At 55.0% G+C, this 24,560-nt stretch carries 25 protein-coding genes; 12 read left to right on the forward strand and 13 right to left on the reverse strand.

The genetic code is table 11. The annotated features are described in order from the left end of the window. Positions 1-43: 43 nt before the first annotated feature. From tgt to secF, 4 genes are read left to right on the forward strand one after another with little or no spacing between them, the layout of a single operon-like run. Positions 44-1,174: a tRNA guanosine(34) transglycosylase Tgt gene (gene tgt, locus PGH32_RS00640; protein ID WP_123335646.1), complete on the forward strand. Its 1,131-nt coding sequence runs from the start codon at positions 44-46 to the stop codon at positions 1,172-1,174. A gap of 17 nt (positions 1,175-1,191) precedes the next feature. Next, on the forward strand, positions 1,192-1,521 hold the full coding sequence (gene yajC / locus PGH32_RS00645) for a preprotein translocase subunit YajC (RefSeq protein WP_314418657.1): 330 nt from the start codon (positions 1,192-1,194) through the stop codon (positions 1,519-1,521). A gap of 26 nt (positions 1,522-1,547) precedes the next feature. After that, entirely contained in the window at positions 1,548-3,395 is a 1,848-nt protein-coding gene (gene secD, locus PGH32_RS00650) for a protein translocase subunit SecD (RefSeq protein ID WP_314418655.1), read from the forward strand. Positions 3,396-3,432: 37 nt separating this feature from the next. Beyond that, positions 3,433-4,374 (forward strand): protein translocase subunit SecF, encoded by a 942-nt coding sequence (gene secF, locus PGH32_RS00655; protein ID WP_443112758.1) that lies wholly within the window; start codon positions 3,433-3,435, stop codon positions 4,372-4,374. A gap of 47 nt (positions 4,375-4,421) precedes the next feature. On the opposite strand, the gene PGH32_RS00660 is transcribed toward secF, so the two are convergent. Then, positions 4,422-4,991 (reverse strand): DUF3251 domain-containing protein, encoded by a 570-nt coding sequence (locus PGH32_RS00660; RefSeq protein WP_314418650.1) that lies wholly within the window; start codon positions 4,989-4,991, stop codon positions 4,422-4,424. 188 nt (positions 4,992-5,179) lie between these two features. Between PGH32_RS00660 and nrdR the strand changes: the two genes are divergently transcribed. The 6 genes from nrdR (at position 5,180) to pgpA (ending at position 9,291) form a co-directional block, all read left to right on the forward strand. Further along, positions 5,180-5,629: a transcriptional regulator NrdR gene (gene nrdR, locus PGH32_RS00665; RefSeq protein ID WP_123335653.1), complete on the forward strand. Its 450-nt coding sequence runs from the start codon at positions 5,180-5,182 to the stop codon at positions 5,627-5,629. Positions 5,630-5,633: 4 nt separating this feature from the next. Further along, the gene (gene ribD, locus PGH32_RS00670; RefSeq protein WP_314418648.1) at positions 5,634-6,743 is read left to right on the forward strand and encodes a bifunctional diaminohydroxyphosphoribosylaminopyrimidine deaminase/5-amino-6-(5-phosphoribosylamino)uracil reductase RibD; all 1,110 of its coding nucleotides are present in this window, start codon (positions 5,634-5,636) and stop codon (positions 6,741-6,743) included. A 128-nt stretch (positions 6,744-6,871) separates the two neighbouring features. Continuing rightward, positions 6,872-7,342 carry a 6,7-dimethyl-8-ribityllumazine synthase gene (ribH, locus tag PGH32_RS00675; protein ID WP_123335657.1) on the forward strand — a complete coding sequence of 157 codons (471 nt, stop codon included), beginning with the start codon at positions 6,872-6,874 and terminating at the stop codon, positions 7,340-7,342. A 15-nt stretch (positions 7,343-7,357) separates the two neighbouring features. Further along, positions 7,358-7,777: a transcription antitermination factor NusB gene (gene nusB, locus PGH32_RS00680; RefSeq protein ID WP_105590778.1), complete on the forward strand. Its 420-nt coding sequence runs from the start codon at positions 7,358-7,360 to the stop codon at positions 7,775-7,777. 52 nt (positions 7,778-7,829) lie between these two features. Continuing rightward, a complete protein-coding gene (gene thiL, locus PGH32_RS00685) occupies positions 7,830-8,804 on the forward strand; it encodes a thiamine-phosphate kinase (protein ID WP_314418644.1) in 975 nt (324 codons plus the stop codon). Next, positions 8,785-9,291, forward strand: coding sequence for a phosphatidylglycerophosphatase A (gene pgpA, locus PGH32_RS00690; protein WP_200545355.1), 507 nt, complete (start codon positions 8,785-8,787; stop codon positions 9,289-9,291). Before thiL ends, pgpA begins: the two co-directional genes overlap by 20 nt. Positions 9,292-9,440: 149 nt before the next feature. On the opposite strand, the gene PGH32_RS00695 is transcribed toward pgpA, so the two are convergent. From PGH32_RS00695 to xseB, 4 genes are all read right to left on the reverse strand, one after another. After that, a complete protein-coding gene (locus tag PGH32_RS00695) occupies positions 9,441-10,415 on the reverse strand; it encodes an aldo/keto reductase (RefSeq protein WP_337892921.1) in 975 nt (324 codons plus the stop codon). 77 nt (positions 10,416-10,492) lie between these two features. Continuing rightward, positions 10,493-12,358, reverse strand: coding sequence for a 1-deoxy-D-xylulose-5-phosphate synthase (gene dxs / locus PGH32_RS00700; RefSeq protein WP_337892922.1), 1,866 nt, complete (start codon positions 12,356-12,358; stop codon positions 10,493-10,495). Between the two features lie 16 nt (positions 12,359-12,374). Continuing rightward, positions 12,375-13,274 carry a (2E,6E)-farnesyl diphosphate synthase gene (gene ispA / locus PGH32_RS00705; protein ID WP_314418639.1) on the reverse strand — a complete coding sequence of 300 codons (900 nt, stop codon included), beginning with the start codon at positions 13,272-13,274 and terminating at the stop codon, positions 12,375-12,377. Continuing rightward, on the reverse strand, positions 13,274-13,516 hold the full coding sequence (xseB, locus tag PGH32_RS00710; protein ID WP_123335669.1) for an exodeoxyribonuclease VII small subunit: 243 nt from the start codon (positions 13,514-13,516) through the stop codon (positions 13,274-13,276). The genes ispA and xseB overlap by 1 nt, the downstream gene beginning before the upstream one ends. A gap of 298 nt (positions 13,517-13,814) precedes the next feature. Here xseB and thiI point away from each other — a divergent pair, with 298 nt between their 5' ends. After that, on the forward strand, positions 13,815-15,263 hold the full coding sequence (thiI, locus tag PGH32_RS00715) for a tRNA uracil 4-sulfurtransferase ThiI (protein ID WP_337892924.1): 1,449 nt from the start codon (positions 13,815-13,817) through the stop codon (positions 15,261-15,263). Positions 15,264-15,454: 191 nt separating this feature from the next. On the opposite strand, the gene yajL is transcribed toward thiI, so the two are convergent. Together yajL and panE are read right to left on the reverse strand one after the other, a co-directional pair. Further along, positions 15,455-16,051, reverse strand: coding sequence for a protein deglycase YajL (gene yajL / locus PGH32_RS00720; RefSeq protein WP_337892926.1), 597 nt, complete (start codon positions 16,049-16,051; stop codon positions 15,455-15,457). Then, entirely contained in the window at positions 16,005-16,925 is a 921-nt protein-coding gene (gene panE, locus PGH32_RS00725) for a 2-dehydropantoate 2-reductase (protein WP_314418632.1), read from the reverse strand. The genes yajL and panE overlap by 47 nt, the downstream gene beginning before the upstream one ends. A 138-nt stretch (positions 16,926-17,063) precedes the next feature. On the opposite strand from panE, the gene PGH32_RS00730 reads away from it, so the two are divergent. Beyond that, positions 17,064-17,555: a YajQ family cyclic di-GMP-binding protein gene (locus PGH32_RS00730; RefSeq protein ID WP_123335677.1), complete on the forward strand. Its 492-nt coding sequence runs from the start codon at positions 17,064-17,066 to the stop codon at positions 17,553-17,555. Between the two features lie 213 nt (positions 17,556-17,768). Here the strand turns inward: PGH32_RS00730 and PGH32_RS00735 are convergent, their stop codons facing one another. The 6 genes from PGH32_RS00735 to cyoA form a co-directional block, all read right to left on the reverse strand. Continuing rightward, positions 17,769-19,136: an MFS transporter gene (locus tag PGH32_RS00735; protein WP_337892928.1), complete on the reverse strand. Its 1,368-nt coding sequence runs from the start codon at positions 19,134-19,136 to the stop codon at positions 17,769-17,771. Positions 19,137-19,264: 128 nt separating this feature from the next. Beyond that, positions 19,265-20,152, reverse strand: a complete 888-nt coding sequence (cyoE, locus tag PGH32_RS00740) for a heme o synthase (RefSeq protein ID WP_314418629.1) — start codon at positions 20,150-20,152, stop codon at positions 19,265-19,267. Positions 20,153-20,165: 13 nt separating this feature from the next. Continuing rightward, complete coding sequence (locus PGH32_RS00745) at positions 20,166-20,498, reverse strand: cytochrome o ubiquinol oxidase subunit IV (protein ID WP_314418628.1); 333 nt, start codon at positions 20,496-20,498, stop codon at positions 20,166-20,168. Then, a complete protein-coding gene (locus PGH32_RS00750; RefSeq protein WP_314418626.1) occupies positions 20,498-21,115 on the reverse strand; it encodes a cytochrome o ubiquinol oxidase subunit III in 618 nt (205 codons plus the stop codon). The genes PGH32_RS00745 and PGH32_RS00750 overlap by 1 nt, the downstream gene beginning before the upstream one ends. Next, positions 21,105-23,096: a cytochrome o ubiquinol oxidase subunit I gene (gene cyoB / locus PGH32_RS00755; protein ID WP_314418624.1), complete on the reverse strand. Its 1,992-nt coding sequence runs from the start codon at positions 23,094-23,096 to the stop codon at positions 21,105-21,107. The genes PGH32_RS00750 and cyoB overlap by 11 nt, the downstream gene beginning before the upstream one ends. 4 nt (positions 23,097-23,100) lie before the next feature. Then, the gene (gene cyoA, locus PGH32_RS00760; protein ID WP_123335687.1) at positions 23,101-24,030 is read right to left on the reverse strand and encodes a cytochrome o ubiquinol oxidase subunit II; all 930 of its coding nucleotides are present in this window, start codon (positions 24,028-24,030) and stop codon (positions 23,101-23,103) included. Positions 24,031-24,560: the final 530 nt, after the last annotated feature.

Raw genomic sequence — 24,560 nt, forward strand, 5'->3', positions numbered from 1 at the left:
CTTATCACCATTAACATCGGACTGTTTCTCCGGTGGAGGCAATGTGAAGTTTGAATTAGACACAACCGACGGCCGCGCCCGTCGCGGCCGCCTGGTCTTTGACCGTGGCGTGGTAGAAACCCCGGCCTTCATGCCGGTGGGCACCTACGGCACCGTAAAAGGCATGACGCCGGAAGAAGTGCAGGATACCGGCGCGCAGATCATTCTGGGCAACACCTTCCATTTATGGCTGCGTCCCGGCCAGGAAATCATGAAGCTGCACGGCGACCTGCACGACTTTATGCAGTGGAAGGGGCCGATTCTGACTGACTCCGGCGGCTTCCAGGTCTTCAGCCTGGGGGATATTCGTAAGATCACCGAGAAGGGCGTGCATTTCCGTAACCCGATCAACGGCGATGCCATTTTCCTCGATCCTGAAAAATCGATGGAAATTCAGTACGATCTCGGTTCTGATATCGTGATGATTTTCGATGAGTGTACGCCATACCCGGCCGACTGGGATTATGCCAAGCGCTCCATGGAAATGTCCCTGCGCTGGGCGCAGCGCAGCCGCGATCGCTTTGATTCGCTTGGTAATAAAAACGCGCTGTTCGGCATCATTCAGGGTAGTGTTTACGAAGATTTACGCGATGTCTCGGTTAAAGGACTGGTGGAGATCGGCTTTGATGGGTACGCTGTGGGCGGCCTGGCGGTCGGCGAGCCTAAAGACGATATGCACCGTATTCTGGAGCACGTTTGTCCGCAGCTTCCTGAAGATAAACCGCGCTACCTGATGGGCGTCGGTAAGCCGCAGGATCTGGTTGAAGGCGTTCGTCGTGGTATTGATATGTTCGACTGCGTGATGCCAACCCGCAATGCGCGTAACGGACATCTGTTCGTCACCGATGGTGTGGTGAAAATCCGTAACGCGAAGTATAAAGATGACACGTCTCCGCTTGATGCCGAGTGTGATTGCTACACCTGTCGTAATTACAGCCGTGCCTATTTGTACCATCTCGATCGCTGTAATGAGATTTTAGGAGCGCGTCTGAATACCATTCATAATCTGCGTTATTACCAGCGCCTGATGGCGGGTTTACGCAAGGCTATTGAAGAAGGTAAATTAGAGCACTTCGTGACTGAATTTTACCAACGGACGGGGACGGCGGTTCCGCCATTAACGTCTGATAATTAAACAATGAGGGAATTTTAATGAGCTTGTTCATTTCTGATGCCGTGGCAGCTGCAGCACCATCACAGGGAAGTCCTTATTCTCTGGTGATCATGCTGGTTGTATTTGGTCTGATTTTCTACTTCATGATCCTGCGCCCTCAGCAGAAACGTGCGAAAGAGCACAAAAAACTGATGGACTCAATCTCCAAGGGCGATGAAGTGCTGACCACCGGTGGCCTGGTCGGTCGCGTAACCAAAGTGGCGGACACGGGTTATGTCGCTATCGCATTGAACGAAACCACTGAAGTTGTGGTCAAACGTGACTTCGTAGCTGCCGTTCTGCCGAAAGGTTCGATGAAGGCGCTGTAATTTTTGATGTCCCTAAGGGAACTGCCGTGTTAAACCGTTATCCTTTATGGAAGTACATCATGCTGATCGTCGTATTACTCGTCGGTCTGCTGTATGCACTGCCTAACCTTTATGGTGAGGATCCGGCTGTTCAGGTCACTGGCGCGCGCGGAAGCGCCGCCAGTGAGCAAACGCTGGTTCAGATCCAAAACGCATTAAAAGAAGAAAACATCCAGAGCAAATCTATTGCGCTGGAAAACGGCGCTATTATGGCGCGTTTCGCTAATACCGACGTGCAGCTGCGCGGCCGTGAAGCGATTATGAAGGTTCTTGGCGAGAATTACGTTGTGGCGCTTAACCTTGCGCCGGCTACTCCCACCTGGCTGACCCTGCTGAACGCCGAGCCGATGAAACTCGGTCTTGACCTGCGCGGCGGCGTTCACTTCCTGATGGAAGTCGATATGGATACCGCTCTGGGTAAACTCCAGGAGCAGAACATCGACAACCTGCGTAGCGATCTGCGTGATAAAAATATTCCTTACGTTAACGTGCGCAAAACCGATAACTACGGCATGGAAATTCGTTTCCGTGATGCGGACGCGCGTAACCAGGCCGTCAGCTATCTGACAGGCCGTCACCGTGACCTGGTCATCAGCAATAGCGGCAGCAATGCTCTGACCGCCGTCATGAGCGACGAGCGTCTGCGTGAAGCGCGTGAATATGCGGTACAGCAGAACATCAATATCCTGCGTAATCGTGTTAACCAGCTGGGTGTTGCTGAGCCGCTGGTACAACGCCAGGGTGCGGACCGCATCGTGGTTGAGCTGCCGGGTATTCAGGATACTGCACGTGCGAAAGAGATCCTGGGCGCGACGGCAACGCTGGAATTCCGTCTGGTGAACACCAGCGCGGATGCCACTGCCGCCGCAAACGGCCGCGTACCGGGTGACTCTGAAGTGAAGGAAACCCGCGATGGTCAGCCGGTTGTGCTGTACAAACGCGTGATCCTCACCGGTGACCATATTACCGACTCCACCTCAAGCATGGATGAGTACAACCAGCCACAGGTTAATATTTCCCTGGACAGCGCTGGCGGTAACATCATGTCCAACTTCACCAAAGACAGCGTCGGTAAGGCGATGGCTACCCTGTTTGTTGAATACAAAGACAGCGGGAAGAAAGATGCCAACGGCCGTTCGATTCTGGTGAAGCAGGAAGAAGTGATTAACGTGGCGAACATCCAGTCTCGTCTGGGTAACAGCTTCCGTATTACCGGCATCAACAACCCGAACGAAGCGCGTCAGCTGTCGCTGCTGCTGCGTGCCGGTGCGTTGATTGCGCCAATTCAGATTGTTGAAGAACGCACCATCGGTCCAACCATGGGTGCGCAGAACATCACTCAGGGTCTGGAAGCCTGCCTGTGGGGTCTGATTGCTTCGATCATCTTTATGGTGGTGTGGTACAAGAAATTCGGTCTGGTGGCGACCAGCGCCCTGCTGGCCAACCTGGTGCTGATTGTCGGTATTATGTCCCTGCTGCCGGGCGCGACGCTGACGATGCCGGGTATTGCCGGTATCGTACTGACGCTGGCGGTTGCGGTCGATGCTAACGTACTGATAAACGAGCGAATAAAGGAAGAGCTGCGCAACGGGCGTTCCGTCCAGCAGGCGATCCATGAAGGCTATAAAGGTGCGTTCTCCAGTATCGTTGATGCCAACGTTACCACGCTGATTAAAGTTATCATTCTGTACGCAGTGGGTACCGGCTCGATTAAAGGGTTTGCTATCACCACCGCGATCGGTGTGGCAACGTCCATGTTTACCGCGATTATCGGCACCCGTGCCATCGTTAATCTGATGTACGGCGGCAAACGCATCAACAAGTTGTCTATCTGAGGAGTGCGTTGTGTCACAGGAACATAGTGTTGAACAAATGAATCACGGGCGTAAAGTCGTCGACTTTATGCGCTGGGATACGCTGGCGTTCATCATCTCTGGTCTGCTGCTGATTATCTCGGTAGCGATTATGGGTGTGCGTGGTTTTAACTGGGGGCTTGATTTCACCGGTGGTACGGTGATTGAGATCAACCTGGAAAACCCCACCGATCTGGATGTGATGCGCGAAAGCCTGGTCAAAGCCGGGTTTGCAGAACCCCAGGTGCAGAACTTTGGCAGCAGCCGTGATGTGATGGTGCGTATGTCACCTAACGAAGGCAATGCGGGCCAGGAGCTGGGCAGCAAGGTGCTGGCGGTGATTAATGACACCACCCAGCAGCATGCGACCGTTAAGCGTATTGAGTTCGTCGGGCCGACCGTCGGTAGCGATCTGGCGACGGCAGGCGGCATGGCGCTGCTCTCCGCGCTGATTGCCATCCTGATCTACATCGGCTTCCGCTTCGAGTGGCGACTGGCGCTGGGTACCGTGCTGGCGCTGGCGCACGACGTGGTGATCACCATGGGACTGCTTTCTCTGTTCCATGTTGAGATCGATCTGACTATCGTTGCCTCACTGATGTCGGTAATCGGCTACTCGCTGAACGATAAGATCGTGGTATCGGATCGTATTCGTGAGAACTTCCGCAAAATTCGTCGCGGATCGTCTTACGATATCACCAACGTCTCACTGACGCAGACGCTGAGCCGTACCATCATCACCTCAGCAACCACGCTGGCGATGGTTATGATCCTGTTCGTCTTCGGCGGCGAGCTGCTGAAAGGCTTCTCTCTGACCATGCTGATCGGTATCACTATCGGTACTATCTCGTCGATTTATGTCTCTTCAGCGCTGGCGCTGAAACTCGGCATGAAGCGCGAGCATATGATCCAGCAGAAAGTGGAAAAAGAGGGTGCAGATCAGCCCTCGATTCTGCCTTAATGACGGAAGCGTCATAAAACGAAGGGCCACATTATGTGGCCCTTTTTTTATGGTCTGGTTTCTGCCGGCGTTGGCGGCGTCACCACCACATCGTGTATCCGCACGTAGCCCAGCCGATCGGGCGACAGATTGCTCAGCCGCAGCGGAACGCTGACCTGGCCGCGCGGTAACAGGGCGCTGGCGACCTCAATTTTTTGCGACATGCTGCTGATGCTTAACGGCTGGCCGGTGGCGCTATCCAGTTCTCCCCACTCAACTTCGGCAATAAATGACGGCAGCGGCGCATCGCCCGTAGCATGAATATCCAGACTGGCGCGCGTGCCGTTGGCTTCGGCCTGAACGTGGCTCAATGAAAGTTTCAGATCGCCCGCCTGGCTTTTCAGGATCACTCCGGTACCGGCCGCTGGCAGCAGCCAGGCACCCTGGGCTGCACCGCTGTTAAGATGCCCCTGCTGCTCGAGTGCGCTGGCCTGACGGGTAAGCTGACGCATTTCCTTGTTCAGCTTGCCAACTTCATTATGCAGCTGGCTGATTTTCGGCTGCGACGGTGTACTGGAGCAGCCGGCCAGGGCCAGCAGCGAAGCTATCAGCGACAGTTTCAGATAAGCCGTTGTCATGATTCATTTCCTTCTGATAAACATTTGCTTTTATCTTAGAGCAAAGTGGTCTGGATAGCCTGGGCCTTAAAGCTGTCATTTGCGGTCCCGGCCGCATAAAGTCGTGCAGTTTTGCGCGGCGTGGCTTTGGCAGGCGGCCTGGTTCGCGTTACACTAACCATCAATTTCAAGGATTATCAGGACGCATCATGCATTGCCCATTCTGTTCCGCCGTGGATACTAAAGTGATCGACTCCCGCCTGGTGGGGGAAGGGACTTCGGTGCGTCGCCGTCGCCAGTGTCTGGTGTGTCACGAACGCTTTACCACCTTTGAGGTCGCCGAACTGGTGATGCCGCGCGTGGTGAAAAGCAATGACGTGCGTGAGCCGTTCAACGAGGACAAACTGCGCAGCGGCCTGATGAAAGCGCTGGAGAAACGCCCGGTCAACTCCGATGCGGTAGAAACCGCACTCAGCCATATTAAAAGCCAGCTACGCGCCACCGGCGAGCGTGAAGTGGCCAGCAAGTTGATTGGCAGCCTGGTGATGGACGAGCTGAAAAAGCTGGATAAAGTTGCCTATATCCGCTTTGCCTCGGTCTATCGCAGCTTTGAAGATATTCGGGAATTTGGCGAAGAGATCGCCCGCTTACAGGACTGATGCGATGCGTGATGAATTCTACATGGCGCGAGCGCTTGAGCTTGCGCGCCTCGGCCGCTTTACCACCACCCCCAACCCGAACGTGGGCTGCGTTATCGTGCGCGAGGGGGAAATCGTCGGGGAAGGCTACCACCGGCGCGCCGGTGAGCCGCATGCCGAAGTGTATGCGCTGCGGATGGCGGGTGATAAAGCCCGCGGTGCCACCGCCTATGTCACCCTTGAACCGTGCAGCCATCACGGCCGCACGCCCCCCTGCTGCGACGCGCTGATTGCCGCGGGCGTAAGCCGGGTCGTGGCGGCGATGCAGGATCCCAATCCGGAAGTCGCCGGGCGCGGACTTTATCGCCTGCAGCAGGCCGGGATTGACGTCAGCCATGGGCTGATGATGCAGGAAGCGGAAGCGCTGAACCGGGGATTCCTCAAGCGAATGCGCACCGGATTCCCCTGGGTACAGTTAAAACTGGGCGCCTCGCTGGACGGACGTACCGCAATGGCCAGCGGTGAAAGCCAGTGGATCACTTCGCCTGAGGCAAGGCGCGACGTTCAGCGGCTGCGGGCGCAAAGCTCGGCCATTCTCAGCACCAGCGCAACCGTGCTGGCCGATAATCCGTCGCTGACGGTGCGCTATGATGAGCTGGATGCCACCACCCGTTCGCACTATGCCGCAGAGGATTTGCGCCAGCCGGTGAGAATTATCGTCGACAGCCAGAATCGCGTTACGCCGCAGCACCGACTTATTGCACAATCAGGGGAAACCTGGCTGGCACGTCACGACATTGATGGGCAACCATGGCCGGAAAATGTGACCCAGTTCAGCGTCCCCCGTCACAATAACCGGCTCGATCTGGTATCGATGTTTATGCTGCTGGGTAAAAAGCAGGTCAACAGCGTCTGGGTGGAAGCGGGGGCCGGGTTTGCCGGTGCGCTGCTGCAGGCTGGCGTGGTCGATGAACTGATAGTCTATCTGGCACCGAAGCTGCTGGGTGACGCGGGCCGGGGGCTGTGCCAGCTGCCCGGGCTTGAGCGCCTGGCCGATGCGCCGGAATTCGCCTTCAGCGACGTTCGTCAGGTTGGCCCCGATGTGCGCCTGACGCTGACGCCGCGATATCGCTGAACGGACGGGTCGTCCTCAGCGAGATAATTTTACGTCTGTTTCCGTTTGCGCAAAAGCAAGCAGATGGATAAAGAGTGTGATAGAATCCGCCCCCCTGCGGGGCCAAACAGAACCCTGAAAGGAAGATTATGAACGTTATTGAAGCTGCTGTTGCTACCCCTGATGCGCGCGTTGCTCTGGTTATTGCGCGTTTCAACAACTTTATCAACGACAGCCTGCTGAGCGGCGCGATCGATGCCCTGAAACGTATTGGCCAGGTGAAAGATGAAAACATCACCGTGGTCTGGGTTCCGGGCGCGTATGAGCTGCCAATGACCGCACGCGCGCTGGCAAATGCCGGTAAGCACGATGCCGTTGTGGCGCTGGGTACCGTAATCCGTGGCGGCACCGCTCACTTCGAATATGTGGCAGGCGAGGCCAGTTCCGGCCTGGCCAGCGTTGCCATGAACAGCGATATCCCGGTTGCCTTTGGCGTGCTGACGACTGAAAACATCGAGCAGGCTATCGAACGCGCCGGAACCAAAGCGGGTAATAAAGGTGCTGAAGCAGCCCTGACCGCACTGGAAATGATTAACGTATTAAAAGCCATCAAAGCCTGATTTAAGGGGAATTTCGTGAAACCTGCTGCTCGTCGCCGCGCCCGTGAATGTGCTGTTCAGGCACTTTACTCGTGGCAGATCTCCAAAAACGACATCGCTGATGTCGAATACCAGTTTCTGGCGGAACAGGACGTTAAAGACGTCGATATCAATTATTTCCGTGAGCTGGTCGGCGGCGTTGCAACTAACAGTGCATACCTCGACGGCCTGATGAAACCCTATCTGTCACGCCAGCTGGAAGAGCTGGGACAGGTAGAAAAGGCAATCCTGCGTATTTCTCTGTTTGAACTGAGCAAGCGTTCAGATGTTCCCTACAAAGTGGCCATCAATGAAGGGATTGAGCTGGCGAAAGTGTTCGGTGCTGAAGACAGCCACAAGTTTGTCAACGGCGTGCTGGATAAAGCCGCTCCGCAGATCCGTCCTAACCGCAAATAATCTCTCAAGAGGCCGCTAATCCGGCCTCTTCTTTTTACTCCCGGAATGCACTATGGATTGTGGCGAATTTGAACTGATAGCACGCTACTTTGATCGTGTAACAAGCTCCCGTCGCGATGTCGAAAAAGGTATTGGCGACGACTGCGCCCTGCTGAGCGTACCTGAAAAACAGTCTCTGGCGATCAGTACCGATACGCTGGTGGCGGGCATCCATTTCCTTGCCGATATTCATCCGGCCGATCTCGGTTATAAAGCGCTGGCGGTTAACCTGAGCGACCTGGCTGCAATGGGAGCCGATCCCGCGTGGCTGACCCTTGCGCTGACGCTGCCAAAAGTGGATGAGAGCTGGCTGGAAAGCTTTAGCGACAGCCTGTTTGAACTGCTCGACTATTACGATATGCAGCTGATTGGCGGTGATACCACGCGTGGCCCGCTCAGCATGACGCTGGGTATCCATGGGCTGGTGCCACAGGGCAGGGCGCTGCGTCGCGCCGGTGCGCGCATCGGCGACTGGATTTACGTTACCGGCACGCTCGGTGACAGCGCCGCCGGTCTGGCACTGCTGCTGGGGCAGGCTGAGTTGAGCGATCCCGCGGCACATGAAGCCTTACTCAAGCGCCATCTGCGCCCTATCCCGCGTATTTTGCAGGGCCAGGCATTACGGGATCTGGCAACGTCGGCGATCGATATTTCCGACGGGCTTATCTCCGATCTCGGCCATGTGCTGAAGGCCAGCGACTGCGGCGCACGGATCAATCTGGATGCGCTGCCGCTGTCAGCAGCGCTGAAGCAGCACTTCAGCCCCGAGCAGTCGCTGCGCTGGGCGCTGAGCGGCGGTGAAGATTACGAACTGTGCTTCACGGTGCCGGAAATCAATCGCGGTGCGCTGGATGTGGCACTCGGCTATCTTGGCGTGCCGTTTACCTGTATCGGTCAGATGGGCCCGCAGTCTGAGGGGCTGGTTCTGCTGCAGGATGACAGAGTCGTGGAGTTTAACCATAAAGGATTTGACCATTTTGGCGCGTGAAAAAGATGTGGCGAAAAGTCGCCTTAAGATGAGTAACCCCTGGCACCTGCTGGCGACCGGCTTCGGCAGCGGGCTCAGCCCGTGGATGCCTGGCACTATGGGCTCGATCGCGGCAATCCCCTTCTGGTATCTGCTGAACCTGCTGCCGCAGGATCTCTACGTGCTGGTCCTGCTGCTGGGGATCAGTATCGGTGTCTACCTCTGCCACCGCACCGCGAAGGACATGGGCATTCACGATCACGGCAGCATCGTCTGGGATGAGTTTATCGGGATGTGGATCACCCTGATGGCGATCCCGGTCAACAGCTGGCAGTGGGTGCTGGCGGGCTTCCTGGTGTTTCGTCTGTTTGATATCTGGAAGCCGTGGCCGATCCGCTGGTTCGACCGCAATGTTCACGGTGGAATGGGGATCATGGTGGACGATATCGTGGCCGGGATTGTTTCTGCCGCGATCCTCTACCTTGCCGGCCACTACTGGCTGATGTAACTCCAATGGGGATCAATGTGATTCCGATTAGCCAGTCTGCCTTGATACAGGACGAAAAAGTTATCGTCCTGTATCAACATTCAGAGACTCGTTATAGCATCATTACTCAACACGCCAACACGCCAACACGTTTATCTGGCTTTACCCGCTTACTCGAACCCAACCACCGGATGCGGCTGATAAACGCTTTCCAGCTCGATAATCTCTTCCTGAGTCAGTTCCACTTCCGTCGCCCCGACCAGGTCGGCCAGCTGTTCGCTGCGCGATGCACCAATGATCGGCGCGGTGACCGCCGGTTTGCTCAACAGCCAGGCAAGGGCTATCTGCGCCCGGCTGACGCCTTTCGCGCTGGCAATAGCCTCGACGCGGGCAGCGATAGCCGCGTCGTTATCCTCGTTGGCCGTATACAGCGTCTGGCCGTATTTATCTGATACCGAACGCGCTGTCGCTTCGCCCCACGGACGGGTCAGACGGCCTCGCGCCAGCGGGCTCCACGGCAGCACGGCGATATTCTCCGCCAGGCACAGAGGATGCATTTCCCGCTCCTCTTCACGCTGGATCAGGTTGTACTGATCCTGCATGCTGACAAAGCGCGTCAAGCCGTAGCGATCGGCGGTATAGAGCGCTTTAGCAAACTGCCAGCCGTACATGGAAGAGGCACCGATATAACGCGCCTTTCCGGCTTTTACCACGTCGTGCAGCGCCTCCAGCGTCTCTTCCAGCGGCGTATTGTAGTCCCAGCGATGGATTTGCAGCAGATCGACGTACTCCATGCCCAGGCGGTTCAGGCTGTCATCAATTGACTGCAAAATGTTCTTCCGCGACAGGCCGCCGGAAAGATTGCTCATCGGGAAGAACACTTTCGTCGCCACCACGACCTCATCGCGGCGCGCGAAGTCGCGCAGGGCGCGGCCAACAATCTCTTCACTACTGCCGTCGGAGTAGCTGTTGGCGGTATCAAAGAAGTTAATACCGGCTTCGAGCGCCTGCTTGATTAAAGGGCGGCTGCTCTCTTCCGGCAGCGTCCAGGCATGGTTGCCGCGATCGGGTTCACCGTAGGTCATGCAGCCCAGGCACAGGCGAGAGACGGTCAGATCGGTATTCGCTAACTGAGTGGTTTTCATGGAGGCTCCTGCTATTGATCGTTGCGTAAGCATAGCAGGTGAGAGGCTCCCCCTCGGGAGGGGGGAGCACGGGATGTTTACTGCTGCAGCCATCCGGAGATTTGCTGCTGGATACCGGCGGCATCCAGCTGGAAGTCCGTGCGGATTTCTTCCTGAGTCCCCTGGGGAATAAACACGTCCGGCAGGCCAAGGTTCAGCACCGGCACCGGTTTGCGCTTCGCCATCAGCAGCTCGTTCACGCCGCTACCGGCACCGCCTTTGATTGACCCTTCTTCCAGCGTTACCAGTGCATCGTGAGTGGCTGCCAGTTCCAGAATCAGCGCATCATCCAGCGGTTTAACAAAGCGCATATCGACCAGCGTGGCGTTCAGGGCTTCTGCCGCGGCCGTGGCCTCCGGTAACAGGGTACCGAAGTTGAGGATGGCCAGCTTCTCACCCTGACGCTTAACGACGCCTTTGCCCAGCGGCAGTGAAGCCAGCGGCTCAAGGGTAGCGCCGGTGCCGGTGCCGCGCGGGTAACGCACCGCACTCGGGCCATCCTGATAGTGATAGCCGGTATAAAGCATCTGGCGGCACTCGTTCTCATCGCTTGGCGTCATGATTACCAGGTTCGGGATGCAGCGCATAAAGGCGATATCGAATGCGCCCTGATGCGTCTGGCCGTCAGCGCCGACGATGCCGCCGCGATCGATGGCAAACAGCACCGGGAGTTTCTGGATTGCCACATCGTGGATCAGCTGATCGTAAGCGCGCTGCAGGAACGTCGAGTAGATCGCCACGACCGGTTTATAGCCGCCAATCGCCAGGCCGGCCGCAAACGTGACGGCGTGCTGCTCGGCGATGGCCACGTCGAAATACTGTTTAGGGTATTCGCGTGAGAAGGTCACCATGCCTGACCCTTCGCGCATTGCCGGGGTCACCGCCATCAGCTTTTCGTCCTGCGCGGCGGTTTCACACAGCCACTGGCCGAAAATTTTTGAATAGGACGGCAGGCCTTCGGCGCTTTTCGGCAGCAGGCCGCTGGCCGGATCGAACTTCGGCACCGCGTGCCAGGTAATGGGATCCTGCTCGGCGGGCGCGTAGCCTTTGCCCTTTTTGGTCATAATGTGCAGGAACTGTGGCCCTTTTAGCGCACGCATATTGCGCAGGGTCTGCACCAGCGCCAGCACGTCGTGGCCGTCAACCGGGCCGATATAGTTAAAGCCCAGCTCTTCAAACAGCGTGCCTGGGACCACCATGCCTTTCAGGTGTTCTTCGGTGCGTTTTACCAGCTCTTTGATCGGCGGCAGGCCGGTCAGCACCTTCTTGCCGCCTTCGCGCAGGCGCGCGTAGGTTTTGCCGGAAAGCAGCTGGGCGAGGCGGTTATTCAGGGCGCCAACGTTTTCAGAGATCGACATTTCGTTGTCGTTAAGGATCACCAGCAGGTCGGCTTTAATGTCACCCGCATGATTCATCGCTTCAAACGCCATGCCGGCCGTGATTGCGCCATCACCAATAATACAGGCGGTACGACGATCCTTGCCTTCTTTACCGGCGGCAACGGCCATGCCCAGCCCGGCGCTGATAGAGGTTGAAGAGTGACCGACGTTAAGCACGTCGTACTCACTTTCATCGCGCCACGGGAACGGATGCAGGCCGTTTTTCTGGCGGATGGTGCCGATGCGATCGCGGCGACCCGTCAGGATTTTATGCGGATAGGCCTGATGGCCAACGTCCCACACCAGCTGGTCGAAAGGCGTGTTGTAGACGTAGTGCAGCGCAACGGTCAGTTCCACAACGCCCAGGCCTGAAGCAAAGTGGCCGCTGGAGCGGCTCACGCTGTCGAGCAGATACTGGCGCAGCTCATCACAGAGTTTTGGCAGGCTCTCTTTCGGTAGCAAACGTAACTCTTGCACCGTTTCTGCCAGCGCCAGCGTCGGGTATTTTCCAGGTTCAAAACTCATCAGTGACTCATTATGGCTATTTATCGCGTTCAATTATGAAGCCGGCCAGCGCCCGTAACGGGGTGGTATTATAGGATTGCGCGGCCAGCGTTTCTAATGCGCTGAGAGACTCCTGATAGAGATCCCATGCTTTTTTCCGTGCTCCTTCCAGTCCCATCAGCGCCGGGTAGGTGCTCTTGCCCAGTTGCTGATCGGCTCCCTGCTGTTTGCCAAGCACGGCGGTATCACCTATCACATCCAGAATATCGTCCTGAACCTGGAATGCCAGCCCAATAGCACTGGCGTAACGATCGAGTGCAGGCAGGGCGCTGCGGCCCCTTTCACCTGCTGCCAGTGCACCGAGGCGCACGGCCGAACGGATCAGCGCACCGGTTTTATGGCGGTGGATTTGTTCGAGTGCAGCTAAATCACCCAGCTTACCTTCTGCCGCGAGATCCAGCGCCTGGCCACCGCACATTCCCGCGACGCCGCTGGCCTGTGCCAGTTCGGAAAGCATCGCGATGCGGTACTCAGCGGCGACGCCGGGCATTGGGGCATCGGCCAGAATAGAAAAGGCCAGCGTTTGCAGAGCATCGCCCGCCAGAATCGCCGTATCCTCACCAAATTTAATATGGCAGGTCGGTTGACCACGGCGCAGACTGTCGTCATCCATGGCGGGTAAATCATCGTGAATCAGGGAATAGGCATGAATGCATTCAACGGCCGCCGCAGGCGCATCCAGGGCGCTGTCATCGGCGTGCAGCATCTGTCCGGTGGCATAAACCAGGAAGGGACGCAGCCTTTTCCCTCCTAATAATGCGCCATATTCTATGGCATTTACCAGCGGAGTGCTCTGAAAAGGCAGGGCGGCGATGAATCCCTGCAGAGCGGCATTCACGCGCTGATGGTGCGCCTGCTGTAATGCGATGAAATCCATCAGTCATTTTCCGGAGTGAAGGGCGTCAGATCGGCGTTTTTATCGTCGCTCAGCAGGATCTGTACCCGCTGTTCGGCCTGCTGCAGCGTTTGCTGGCCGGTGCGCGCCAGCTGTACGCCCCGCTCGAACTCATTCAGCGCCTCTTCCAGGGGAAGATTGCCGCTTTCCAGGCGGGTGACGATCTGTTCCAGCTGCTGCAGTGAGCTTTCAAAGCTGGCAGGCTGTTCGGATTTTTTCGGCATGTGTGATCCTGACTTGTCATCTCTATCAGCGGATAATGACGTATGGTATCCGACTCGAAATGATTAGCAAAATATACCCGTCATCTTTCCACTGACAATCATGCGATATGTGCACTGGTACAGAATAATCTTACGGGTGAGCGGCAGACTGGCAGCAGATGAATAAGCACCCATCGGACAAAGATGATATACTGCTGCGCCTGAATGCAAAGGCCATGAGCCATTTTGCAAGACCCTGATTTTACCAGCTAAGTGCCTTCCGTTTCAGCACTTAATTGCCTAGCGAACCCATGCCACCATGAAGTTTATCATTAAGTTATTCCCAGAAATCACCATTAAAAGCCAGTCCGTACGCCTGCGTTTTATCAAAATCCTCACCGGTAACATTCGCAACGTACTTAAACACTACGATGAAAATCTCGCCGTGGTGCGCCACTGGGACCATATTGAAGTCCGCGCGCGCGATGAAAGCCAGCGCCCGACCATTATTGGCGAGCTGACGCGTATTCCAGGGATTCACCATATTCTGGAAGTTGAAGATCGTCCCTACACCGATGTGCACAACATCTTTGAGCAGACGCTGGAACTGAGCCGGGAACGCATTGAGGGTAAATCCTTCTGCGTACGCGTTAAGCGCCGCGGTAAGCATGAATTCAGCTCGCAGGACGTTGAACGCTACGTTGGTGGCGGCCTGAACCAGCACGTGGCTTCCGCCCGCGTGCAGCTGAATCGCCCGGACGTGACGGTTAACCTGGAAATTGAAGACGACCGCCTGCTGCTGATCACCGGCCGCTTTGAAGGTATCGGTGGCTTCCCGATTGGAACGCAGGAAGATGTGCTGTCGCTGATCTCCGGTGGGTTCGACTCCGGCGTTTCCAGCTACATGCTGATGCGTCGCGGCTGCCGCGTTCACTACTGCTTCTTCAATCTGGGCGGTGCCGCCCATGAGATCGGCGTGCGCCAGGTCGCCCACTATCTGTGGAAACGCTACGGCAGTTCGCATCGCGTGCGCTTTGTGGCTATCAACTTTGAGCCGGTGGTCGGTGAGATCCTGGAAAAAGTGGACGATGGCCAGATGGGCGTGGTGCTGAAGCGCATGATGGTGCGTGCGGCGTCGAAAGTGGCCGAGCGCTACGGCGTGCAGGCGCTGGTCACCGGCGAAGCGCTGGGGCAGGTTTCCAGCCAGACGCTGACCAACCTGCGTTTAATTGATAACGCCAGCGATACCCTGATCCTGCGCCCGCTGATTTCGCACGATAAAGAGCACATCATTAATCTGGCGCGTGAGATTGGGACGGAAGACTTTGCCCGCACCATGCCGGAATACTGTGGCGTGATCTCAAAAAGCCCGACGGTAAAAGCGGTGAAGGCGAAAATTGAAGCGGAAGAGCAGAACTTCGATTTTGCTATCCTCGACCGCATGGTGGAAGAGGCGACGAACGTCGATATCCGTCAGATCGCCGAGAAAACTGAAGAGGAAGTGGTGGAAGTGGAAACCGTCGCGTCGTTGGGTGCCAATGACGCGGTGCTGGATATTCGCTCCAACGACGAGCAGGATGCCCGTCCGCTTGAGGTAGAAGGCGTGGAGGTGAAATCCCTGCCGTTCTATAAGCTGGGTACTCAGTTTGGCGATCTCGACCAGTCTAAAACCTGGCTGCTGTACTGCGAGCGTGGCGTGATGAGCCGTCTGCAGGCGCTGTATCTGCACGAACAGGGCTTCACCAACGTTAAGATCTATCGTCCTTAAATCAGGGGTATGGCAGCACGCTGTTGCCATTTCCCTCTGCCCAGCCGCGGATAGCCAGGTCTCTCAGAAGAAGCCCGGATATCCGCACTGAAATAAAATCACGTTCGTAAGCGTTGTTATGCGTGATGAGTGTCATTTTCCAGCAGTATCGTCAGTCACTCAGTCAGCGAGTTGTCATCAGCCGGCGTTGATTAATCCTTATAGTCGTAAATACCTGCCGCCAGCACCATCTGTTCGCCAACTTCACGCGCTTTATCTTTACCCACCAGTAAATCAATCAGCTTGAGGGCGAAATCAATCGTTGTGCCCGGAGCCTGGCTGGTCAGCAGATTCACTCTTCGATCCCAGACCACCCGGCGATCCATCCACTTTCCTTCGGGAATGGTCTCTTTCAGCCCCGGGAAGCCGGTCATATTACCTACCGGAAACAGGTCGTGCGGGATCAGTACGGTGCCGGGTGCAGCGCACATGGCGGCCACGATGCGGCCGGAAAGGTGAAACTGCCGCACGGCTTCCACCAGCAGCGGACTGTCGCGAAAACACTCGGCGCCTTTTAAGCCCCCGGGCAGAACGATCGCGTCAAATTCGTCGTCGGCCACCTGCACCAGTGGTGCATCGGCCAGCAGCCGCACCCCGCGCGAACAGATAATTTCACGCTCGCCATTTTCGGCCACGCTGGCGGTGACGACGCGGATACCGGCACGCACCAGCAGATCGATGGTGGTGACGGCTTCGGTTTCTTCACTCCCAGGTGCCAGGCAAACCAGCACCGATGCGTTCGCGGTCATAATCTTGTTCCTTACGCTTAATAAATTCAAAAAGACGGTTGTTCTCCGGGGTTACGAGCCCCTGCGCGCGGGCGCGACGGATGACGTAGCCGTTGATGTAGTCGATTTCCGTACGGCGCTGGGCGCGGATATCCTGCAGCATGGAGGAGGTGTTGCCGGCGGTAGTGCGGATAACATCCATCACATAGTCGATCAGCCATTCACGAGAAATATGCTGGCCCTCACGTTCCATCACGGTGGCCACTTCGTTGCTGAGCACGTCAATCTCTTCACGGTGCTCCGCCAGTTCACCGTTGGTACAGTCGTAGAATACGGTCAGCGGATTAATCACGCAGTTCACGGCCAGTTTCTGCCACGCCGCTGAGGCGACATTATTGTGCCAGGCGACATCCGGCAGTGCGGCGTGCAGCGTTTCCGCCAGATCGCTCATCGCCACGGCGGCAGGGGAGATCGGGCCAACGTGGGTGATCCCGGAGGCAACGTGGACGATCACCGTGCCGTCATGTCTGGCGGCGTGGGTGGTGACACCGCGCAGGAGCGGCTGGCGCAGCGTTTTCAGTTCATCAAGCGTACCCATACCGTTGTGCAGCAGCAGCACCGGGCAGTGTTCCGGCAGGATAAACTGCAGGTTCTTAACGGCTTCAGATACCTGCCACGCCTTGAGCGTAACCAAAAGCAGATCGCTTTTGGCGAGGAAGGTGGGATCGTTAGCGGTCAGCGTTTTATTGACCGTGTTGCCGTGTAAATCAATCACGTTTACCGAGCAGTAAGGCTGGGGAACCCGCAGCCAGCCCTGAACCTCATGTCCCTGTTGTTCAAGAGCAGCAAGCCAGATCTGCCCTAAAGCTCCGCAACCCAGTACGGTAATTTTCATTATTCCTCCCCGCGGCGGGGTGAGTTAAGTATGCTACCCGCGCACCTGATGATTATTATAGCTTTCAGCGTCCGCAGTTTTATTTACCCGTGGCAAGCAGGTATTATGCCTGTCACTTTAGTCTCAGGAGAATAGATCATGCCATCTTTCGATATCGTTTCCGAAATTGACATGCAGGAAGTGCGTAATGCCGTTGAAAATGCCAACCGCGAAATCGCCACCCGCTTTGATTTTCGTAACGTCCAGGCCAGCTTTGAGCTGAACGAGAAGAACGAGTCCATTAAGGTTGCCAGCGAGTCAGATTTCCAGGTGAAACAGCTGCTGGATATCCTGCAGGAAAAACTGCTGAAGCGCGGCATCGAAAATGCGGCGCTTGACGTGCCGGATGAAATCGAGCACAGCGGTAAAAACTGGAGCGTTGATGCCAAAATGAAAAAGGGCATTGAGAGCGACGTAGCGAAGAAGCTGGTGAAGCTGATTAAAGACAGCAAGCTGAAGGTTCAGACTCAGATCCAGGGCGATGAAGTGCGCGTGACCGGCAAGTCTCGCGATGACCTGCAGGGCGCAATGGCGCTGGTACGCAAGGGTGAACTGGGCCAACCGTTCCAGTTTAAAAACTTCCGCGACTGATCCTCACATCGCCTCTTCGTTTTGGCGTTTCACAGCGTGATGCCGGGCCAGAGTGCTGAGGTGCAGGTGATATGAGGTTAGCTGGCCGGCCCCTGTTCAGGGGGCGGCTGGCACATATTGATTTCGAGTCGAATGGGGCCTGAAATAGCCTGCGGTTCTGGAGCGTTGCACCGACCACTGCAGGGCGGCGCATATCTCTGTTTAAGCGGGAGTTTACGCCGCTGAAGCTATCAGCTTTTCCAGCGTGGCGCGGCTGGTGACCTTGCTGTCGATTTTCACGTAGGCACTTTGCTCTTCCGGTACGATAAACACCGCCGTGACGCCCGGCTCCGTTTTGAGCTTCCGCTCCAGTTCAATTTTATCTAATGTGCAGGCGTCCAGCGTAATACGCAGGCTGCTGACGTAAGGCGGTTCCTGCATCGTCATGCTGACCACCAGCCAGATAGCGGCGATAACCGCGCCCACCACAAACACACTCTGCGCGTCAAAGTGTCCGAACACCCATCCCCCCATGCTGCCACCGATTGCCACGCCGATAAACTGGCTGGTTGAGTAAAGCCCCATGGCGGTGCCTTTGAAACCGGGAGGAGACTCTTTGCTGACCAGCGACGGCAGAATGGCTTCCATCAGGTTAAAGCCGACAAAGAACAGCTGCACGCCGATAACCAGCGTCCAGAAATGGCCGCCAGCCAGCCAGAGGACAACCTCTGCCACCAGCATCAGCGCCACGCAGAAGATAAACACGCGCTTCATCCGGCGTTTCACTTCGGCATAAATGATAAAGGGCACCACGCTGACGAAGGCGACAAGCATGGTCACCAGGTACACTTTCCAGTGTTCGGCGGCCGGCAAGCCTGCCCGTTCGAACTGGCCCGGCAGGGCGACGAAGCTCGACATCAGTAAAATATGCAGGCAGAGAATGCCGAAGTTCAGTTTTACCAGACGGCTGTTTGCCAGCACATCGCGGAAGCTGCCTTTTACCATGCCCGATTCGCGGTTGAGCACGTGGCTTGAGGTTGAAGGCACCACCAGTAGGGTGATAACAATCCCCAGCGTTGCCAGCACGGCGATCATCCAGAACAGCGCATGCAGGCCTAACGCGTTAGTAATGATAGGGCCGAGCACCATGGCGATGGCGAAGGTAATACCAAAGCTGATGCCGATAAAGGCCATGGCTTTCGTTCGGTTCTGTTCACGCGTTAAATCGGAAAGCAGTGCCATCACCGCGGCGGCTATCGCGCCGGAGCCCTGTAGCGCACGCCCGAGGATCACACCCCAGATAGACGTCGTCAGGGCGGCAATCACGCTGCCCAGAACAAAGATAAGCAATCCGCCAACGATTAACGGTTTGCGTCCAATGCGATCGGAAAGCAGACCGAAGGGGATCTGAAACACGGCCTGAGCTAAACCGTAAATGCCGATGGCCAGCCCGATTAGCGCCTCGCTGGCACCCTGCAAAGCCATGCCGTAGGTGGTGAGAACCGGTAACACCATAAACATACCCAGCATACGCAGGGAAAAAACCGTCCCCAGGCCCCAGGTAGCACGAAGCTCGACCGGGGTCATTTTATTATCGTTCATTACTACCTCATGCATTTAGTGCGCATAGTTTATGTGCGAGGGGAGGGCGGGTAAAACATTACTTGCGAAGAAGTCGTAACAAAAAGAAAGGGCGCGAAATCGCGCCCTTCATCGTGATGCAGCTTTGCTTACCAGACGTAAGTCAGCAGATCTTTAGAGGCTGGAGTCATGAAATCGACTGACATCATCACGCTCAGCGCGGTGATGGCAACGATAGAAAACACGAACAGTTTACGTGCCCAAACGCGGTCGTTTGAGGTTTTGTAACCTGACAGTGCCATACCCAACCACCAGACGCTGACCGCCGCAGCGACGACCAGGTATTTATACCCGGCATAGCCACCCAGCGTCAGCATCAGGGTTGCGATCATAAACGCCAGGATATACAGCGTAATATGATTCTTCGCCACCGAGATGCCTTTCACTACCGGCAGTACCGGAATGTTGGCCGCCTGGTAATCTTTAAAGCGGAAGATGGCAATCGCATAGGAATGCGGCATCTGCCACAGGCTAAAGATAGCCAGCAGGATCAACGCACCGGCATCGAACTGATTGGAAACCGCACAGTAGCCGATCACCGGAGGTGCCGCACCGGACAGGCTGCCAATCAGGGTGCCGTAGACGGAGTTGCGCTTCATGTACAGGCTGTAAACGCCGACATAAACCACGAAACCCATCACCGCCAGCCACATGGCCAGCGGATTTGCTCCGAAATACAGCATCGCAAAGCCAGCAATACCTAAAACGGTCGCATAAACCAGGCTCAGTTTCGGAGAGATGAGGCCTTTGACCATCACCCGATTCTTGGTTCTCTCCATCTTTTTGTCGATGTCGCGGTCGATGTAGTTGTTATAAACACAACCCGATGCCACAACCAGCGAAACGCCGACAAGGGTGAAGAGAAACAGGGCGTAATCAATGCTGCCTTTAGAAGCCAGCAGGAATCCGCCAATAACAGAAATTAAATTTCCGAAAATAATCCCTGGTTTTGTTACTTGCAGGTATCGCTTAATCATCACAGTAGCTCTGTTAGTGGGTCATCATGTTGTAGTTGAGGTTCCACATGATCCAGAGAGAGCCGACAACAACAATCAGGATGATGATCGCCGCGAAGACGATAGCAACCATATTCCAGCCGCCCTCGGACTTGCTGTCCAGGTGCAGGAAGTACACCAGGTGAACCAGCAGCTGAACAACCGCACACACCAGAACAACCGAAAGCGTAACCGCTTTAGATGCCCCGCCGTCCATGACCATCCAGAACGGGATACCGGTCAGAATGATCGACAGGATAAAGCCGATCATGTATGACTTCACGCTACCGTGAGACGCGCCGCCATGTTCGTTTACAGAATGACTCATTACATGGCTCCCATCAGGTAAACAATGGTGAACACGCAGATCCAAACCACGTCCAGGAAGTGCCAGAACAGGCTCAGACACATGATACGTGCGCGGTTAGTATCGTTCAGGCCACGTTTGGAAACCTGGAACATCAGCACCAGCATCCAGATCAGGCCAGAGGTCACGTGCAGACCGTGGGTGCCTACCAGCGTGAAGAATGCCGACAGGAAGCCACTACGATCCGGGCCGAAGCCCTCTTTGATCAGGTGATGGAATTCATAGATTTCCATCCCGATGAAGCCCACACCGAACAGGAAGGTCATGAACAGCCAGCCGAGTACGGCGCCTTTCTGACCTTTGTTCATGTTGATGACTGCAAAACCATAGGTAATGGAGCTCAACAGAAGCAGGGCGGTTTCAACCAGTACGAACGGCAGTTCAAAGATATCTTTGCCTGCAGGGCCACCGGCGGTGTTGTTAACCATCACACCATACGTCGCAAACAGGGTTGCGAAGATGATGCAGTCGCTCATCAGGTAGATCCAGAAGCCAAAGATCTTATTGGCTCCCGCATCGTGATGCCCATGGTCCCCATGGGCGTCGTCGTGGTGTTTAGTCAGAGTTTCAGTTGACATTTTTCAGACCTGCTTTGCTAATTTCGTCAAAGTGCTGATTCTCGATTTTTTCGATCTCGGCAACAGGAACGTAGTAATCCACGTCTTCGTCAAAGCTCTTCACGATCCAGGTCACGATCATGCCCAGGAAGGACAGACCCACCAGCCACCAGATGTGCCAGATTGCAGCAAAACCAAACAGGGTAGCGAACAGAGCAATGATGATACCGGCGCCGCTGTTTTTCGGCATATGGATTTCTTCGTAGTGCGTCGGCTGTTTATAAGCCTCACCTTTTTCCTTCATTTCCCAGAACGCATCGCGCTCGTGAACGTGAGGAACAACGGCGAAGTTATAGAACGGCGGTGGTGAAGAGGTTGCCCACTCCAGCGTACGCGCGCCCCACGGGTCACCGGTCAGGTCGCGGTTCAGTTCACGGTCACGAACGGAAACGTAGAACTGAGTCAGCTGACAGATAACACCACAGGCAATCAGTGCAGCACCGAAGGCAGCCACAACCAGCAGCGTGTGGAACTGAGGATCGATATCCTGGCTGATACGACGGGTCATACCCATGAAGCCCAGTGCGTACAGCGGCATAAAGGCAACAAAGAAGCCGATAATCCAGAACCAGAACGCACGGATACCCCATTTCTCATTCAGCGTGAAGCCGAACGCTTTAGGGAACCAGTAGGTCACACCGGCGAAGCAACCGAATACCACACCACCGATAATCACGTTATGGAAGTGAGCAATCAGGAACAGACTGTTGTGCAGAACGAAGTCAGCACCCGGCACGGCCAGCAGAACCCCGGTCATACCACCTACGGAGAAGGTGACCAGGAAGCCAACGGTCCACAGCATCGCAGAGTGCATCTGAATGCGGCCCTGATACATGGTGAACAGCCAGTTGAAGATTTTAACACCGGTCGGGATGGCGATGATCATCGTCATAATACCGAAGAAGGCGTTAACGTTCGCACCCGCACCCATGGTGAAGAAGTGGTGCAGCCAAACGATGAAGGACAGGATGGTAATAACCACCGTTGCCCACACCAGTGAGGTATAACCAAACAGGCGCTTTTTAGAGAAGGTAGCAACGATTTCGGAGAACACACCAAAGACTGGCAGAACCAGGATGTAAACTTCCGGATGACCCCAAACCCAAATCAGGTTGACGTACATCATCATGTTGCCGCCCATATCATTGGTAAAGAAATGGAAACCAAGATAACGGTCAAGGGTCAGCAGCGCCAGAGTCACGGTCAGAACCGGGAACGCGGCGATGATCAATACGTTAGTACACAGTGAAGCCCAGGTGAACACCGGCATTTTGAACATGGTCATGCCCGGTGCACGCATTTTCAGGATAGTAACGAAGAAGTTAATCCCTGTTAATGTCGTACCAATACCGGATAACTGCAGACTCCATATCCAGTAGTCAACCCCGACCCCCGGACTGTACTCCGCGCCGGAAAGTGGTGGATAAGCCAGCCAGCCGGTCTGAGCGAATTCGCCCACGCCCAGTGACAGGTTAACCAGAACCACACCGACAACGGTGAACCAGAAGCTCAGGTTGTTCAGGAACGGGAAGGCCACGTCGCGTGCGCCGATCTGCAGAGGAACAGCAATGTTCATCAGACCAACAACAAACGGCATCGCTACGAAGAAGATCATGATCACGCCGTGGGCGGTGAAGATCTGGTCGTAGTGGTGCGGCGGCAGGAATCCGGCTTCACCGGCAGAGGCAAGCACCTGCTGGCTACGCATCATCACCGCATCGGCAAAGCCACGCAGCAGCATGACGAAGGCCAGGATGATGTACATGATACCGAGTTTTTTGTGGTCGACAGACGTCAGCCACTCGCTCCAAAGATAGTTCCACTTACCGAAGTAAGTGATTGCAGCCACAAGCGCCAGACCACCAAGAATGATGGCTGCTACCGTAATAACGATAATCGGCTCGTGAAGGGGCACTGCATCCAGTGTTAATTTACCTAACATTGTATTATTCCTCGGCTCCCGCGTGAGCGGAATGGCTCATATCCATACCTTCATGCGATGACATGTCCATGCTTCCGCCGTGGTTCATCTGGAACTGATTGATTACATCCAGGAACAGACCAGGTTTCACACTTGAGAAGAATTCAACAGGGTGATTTTCGCTAGGCGCTGCCAGCTTGTTAAAATCATCCATAGTCGCGAGCGTAGAGGTTGACTCTTTCGCTTTTGCCACCCACTGCTCAAAGGTCGCTTCGTCAGGAGTCGCAATCGCTTTAAACTTCATACCAGAGAAACCACGACCACTGAAGTTCGAGGAAATTCCGTTAAAGGTACCCGGTTCGTTCGCAATCAGGTGAAGCTTCGTCTGCATACCGGCCATCGAGTAGATCTGGCTACCGAGAGTAGGAATAAAGAAGGAGTTCATCACTGAGTTGGAGGTGATTTTGAAGTTAACTGGGCGATTAGCGGGGAACGCAATCTGGTTGACGGTTGCAATACCCTGCTCAGGGTAAATAAACAGCCATTTCCAGTCGAGCGAAACAACCTGAATCTCAACCGGCTTCTTATCAGAAACCAGCGGCTTGCTTGGTTCCAGCGCGTGGGTAGATTTCCACGTCAGAATACCAAGGAAAACAATGATTAAGATTGGTACAGTCCAGACAACGGCTTCAACTTTGTTAGAGTGTGACCAGTTTGGGCTGTATTTCGCGTTGGTGTTTGATGCCCGATATTTCCAGGCGAACACCACGGCCATTAAGACGGCGGGGATAACGACGATCATCATCAGGCCAAAAGCCGTCAGTATCAGCGAACGTTGCTCCAACGCAATCTGTCCTTTGGGATTTAACAATGCACTATCACAACCACTTAACAAAATGGTGCCTGCGATTAATGACAAAATCCCCAAACTTTTATTGTATTTACTGAGTCTCATTTAACGACCTCAATGACAAGGGCTCTATTGTCGTTTAAGTGTGGCGGCATTTTACGGGAAGGTTTCAGTACTGTAAACCTGCAACAGGTTGTGTCAGCGAGGTGTTGACACCTTTTGCCAAGGCTGTCACATATGTTGCTGGTGGTGACAAAATATTAATGGCAGCAAGGGGTTGGAGGCAATATAACAAAATTCTATGAAAAAAACACGGGTCAAAATCCATACGCTATAACCAGACGTTTATTGATCCAATTATTTAACAAGTCCTTATCAATTGTGTGATAATAAACGCGATAAAACTAATAACGTACCGGGTTTTAATATTTTTTATTCAACATTATTTTTTGAATAAAACTTTTCTTTTCCGCCCTGAAAAGCCAAAAAATTTTATTTTTATTCAACTGGCAGTTGTAGGGTTAATCTGATACGTAAGATGAATCCAGGCAAGTGTTACCGTTGCCTGGATTTTTGTTATCAATTTGTTATTGAAATAATTTACTTAACAAATCAATTTTAGCCTGCTGAACGGT

It is taken from the genome of Erwinia sp. SLM-02 (genome assembly GCF_037450285.1).
In the GTDB taxonomy this organism is placed as follows: Bacteria; Pseudomonadota; Gammaproteobacteria; order Enterobacterales; family Enterobacteriaceae; genus Erwinia.

Bases quoted from the DNA above. Each gene is read 5' to 3' on its own strand.
- PGH32_RS00750 (WP_314418626.1), bottom strand. From the start codon at position 21,115: ATGTCAACTGAAACTCTGACTAAACACCACGACGACGCCCATGGGGAC.
- cyoE (WP_314418629.1), bottom strand. From the start codon at position 20,152: ATGATTAAGCGATACCTGCAAGTAACAAAACCAGGGATTATTTTCGGA.
- thiI (WP_337892924.1), top strand. From the start codon at position 13,815: ATGAAGTTTATCATTAAGTTATTCCCAGAAATCACCATTAAAAGCCAG.
- ispA (WP_314418639.1), bottom strand. From the start codon at position 13,274: ATGGATTTCATCGCATTACAGCAGGCGCACCATCAGCGCGTGAATGCC.
- ribD (WP_314418648.1), top strand. From the start codon at position 5,634: ATGCGTGATGAATTCTACATGGCGCGAGCGCTTGAGCTTGCGCGCCTC.
- PGH32_RS00660 (WP_314418650.1), bottom strand. From the start codon at position 4,991: ATGACAACGGCTTATCTGAAACTGTCGCTGATAGCTTCGCTGCTGGCC.
- dxs (WP_337892922.1), bottom strand. From the start codon at position 12,358: ATGAGTTTTGAACCTGGAAAATACCCGACGCTGGCGCTGGCAGAAACG.
- thiL (WP_314418644.1), top strand. From the start codon at position 7,830: ATGGATTGTGGCGAATTTGAACTGATAGCACGCTACTTTGATCGTGTA.
- PGH32_RS00735 (WP_337892928.1), bottom strand. From the start codon at position 19,136: ATGAACGATAATAAAATGACCCCGGTCGAGCTTCGTGCTACCTGGGGC.
- secF (WP_443112758.1), top strand. From the start codon at position 3,433: ATGAATCACGGGCGTAAAGTCGTCGACTTTATGCGCTGGGATACGCTG.
- xseB (WP_123335669.1), bottom strand. From the start codon at position 13,516: ATGCCGAAAAAATCCGAACAGCCTGCCAGCTTTGAAAGCTCACTGCAG.
- yajC (WP_314418657.1), top strand. From the start codon at position 1,192: ATGAGCTTGTTCATTTCTGATGCCGTGGCAGCTGCAGCACCATCACAG.
- cyoA (WP_123335687.1), bottom strand. From the start codon at position 24,030: ATGAGACTCAGTAAATACAATAAAAGTTTGGGGATTTTGTCATTAATC.
- PGH32_RS00745 (WP_314418628.1), bottom strand. From the start codon at position 20,498: ATGAGTCATTCTGTAAACGAACATGGCGGCGCGTCTCACGGTAGCGTG.
- nrdR (WP_123335653.1), top strand. From the start codon at position 5,180: ATGCATTGCCCATTCTGTTCCGCCGTGGATACTAAAGTGATCGACTCC.
- panE (WP_314418632.1), bottom strand. From the start codon at position 16,925: ATGAAAATTACCGTACTGGGTTGCGGAGCTTTAGGGCAGATCTGGCTT.
- ribH (WP_123335657.1), top strand. From the start codon at position 6,872: ATGAACGTTATTGAAGCTGCTGTTGCTACCCCTGATGCGCGCGTTGCT.
- yajL (WP_337892926.1), bottom strand. From the start codon at position 16,051: ATGACCGCGAACGCATCGGTGCTGGTTTGCCTGGCACCTGGGAGTGAA.
- PGH32_RS00695 (WP_337892921.1), bottom strand. From the start codon at position 10,415: ATGAAAACCACTCAGTTAGCGAATACCGATCTGACCGTCTCTCGCCTG.
- PGH32_RS00730 (WP_123335677.1), top strand. From the start codon at position 17,064: ATGCCATCTTTCGATATCGTTTCCGAAATTGACATGCAGGAAGTGCGT.
- cyoB (WP_314418624.1), bottom strand. From the start codon at position 23,096: ATGTTAGGTAAATTAACACTGGATGCAGTGCCCCTTCACGAGCCGATT.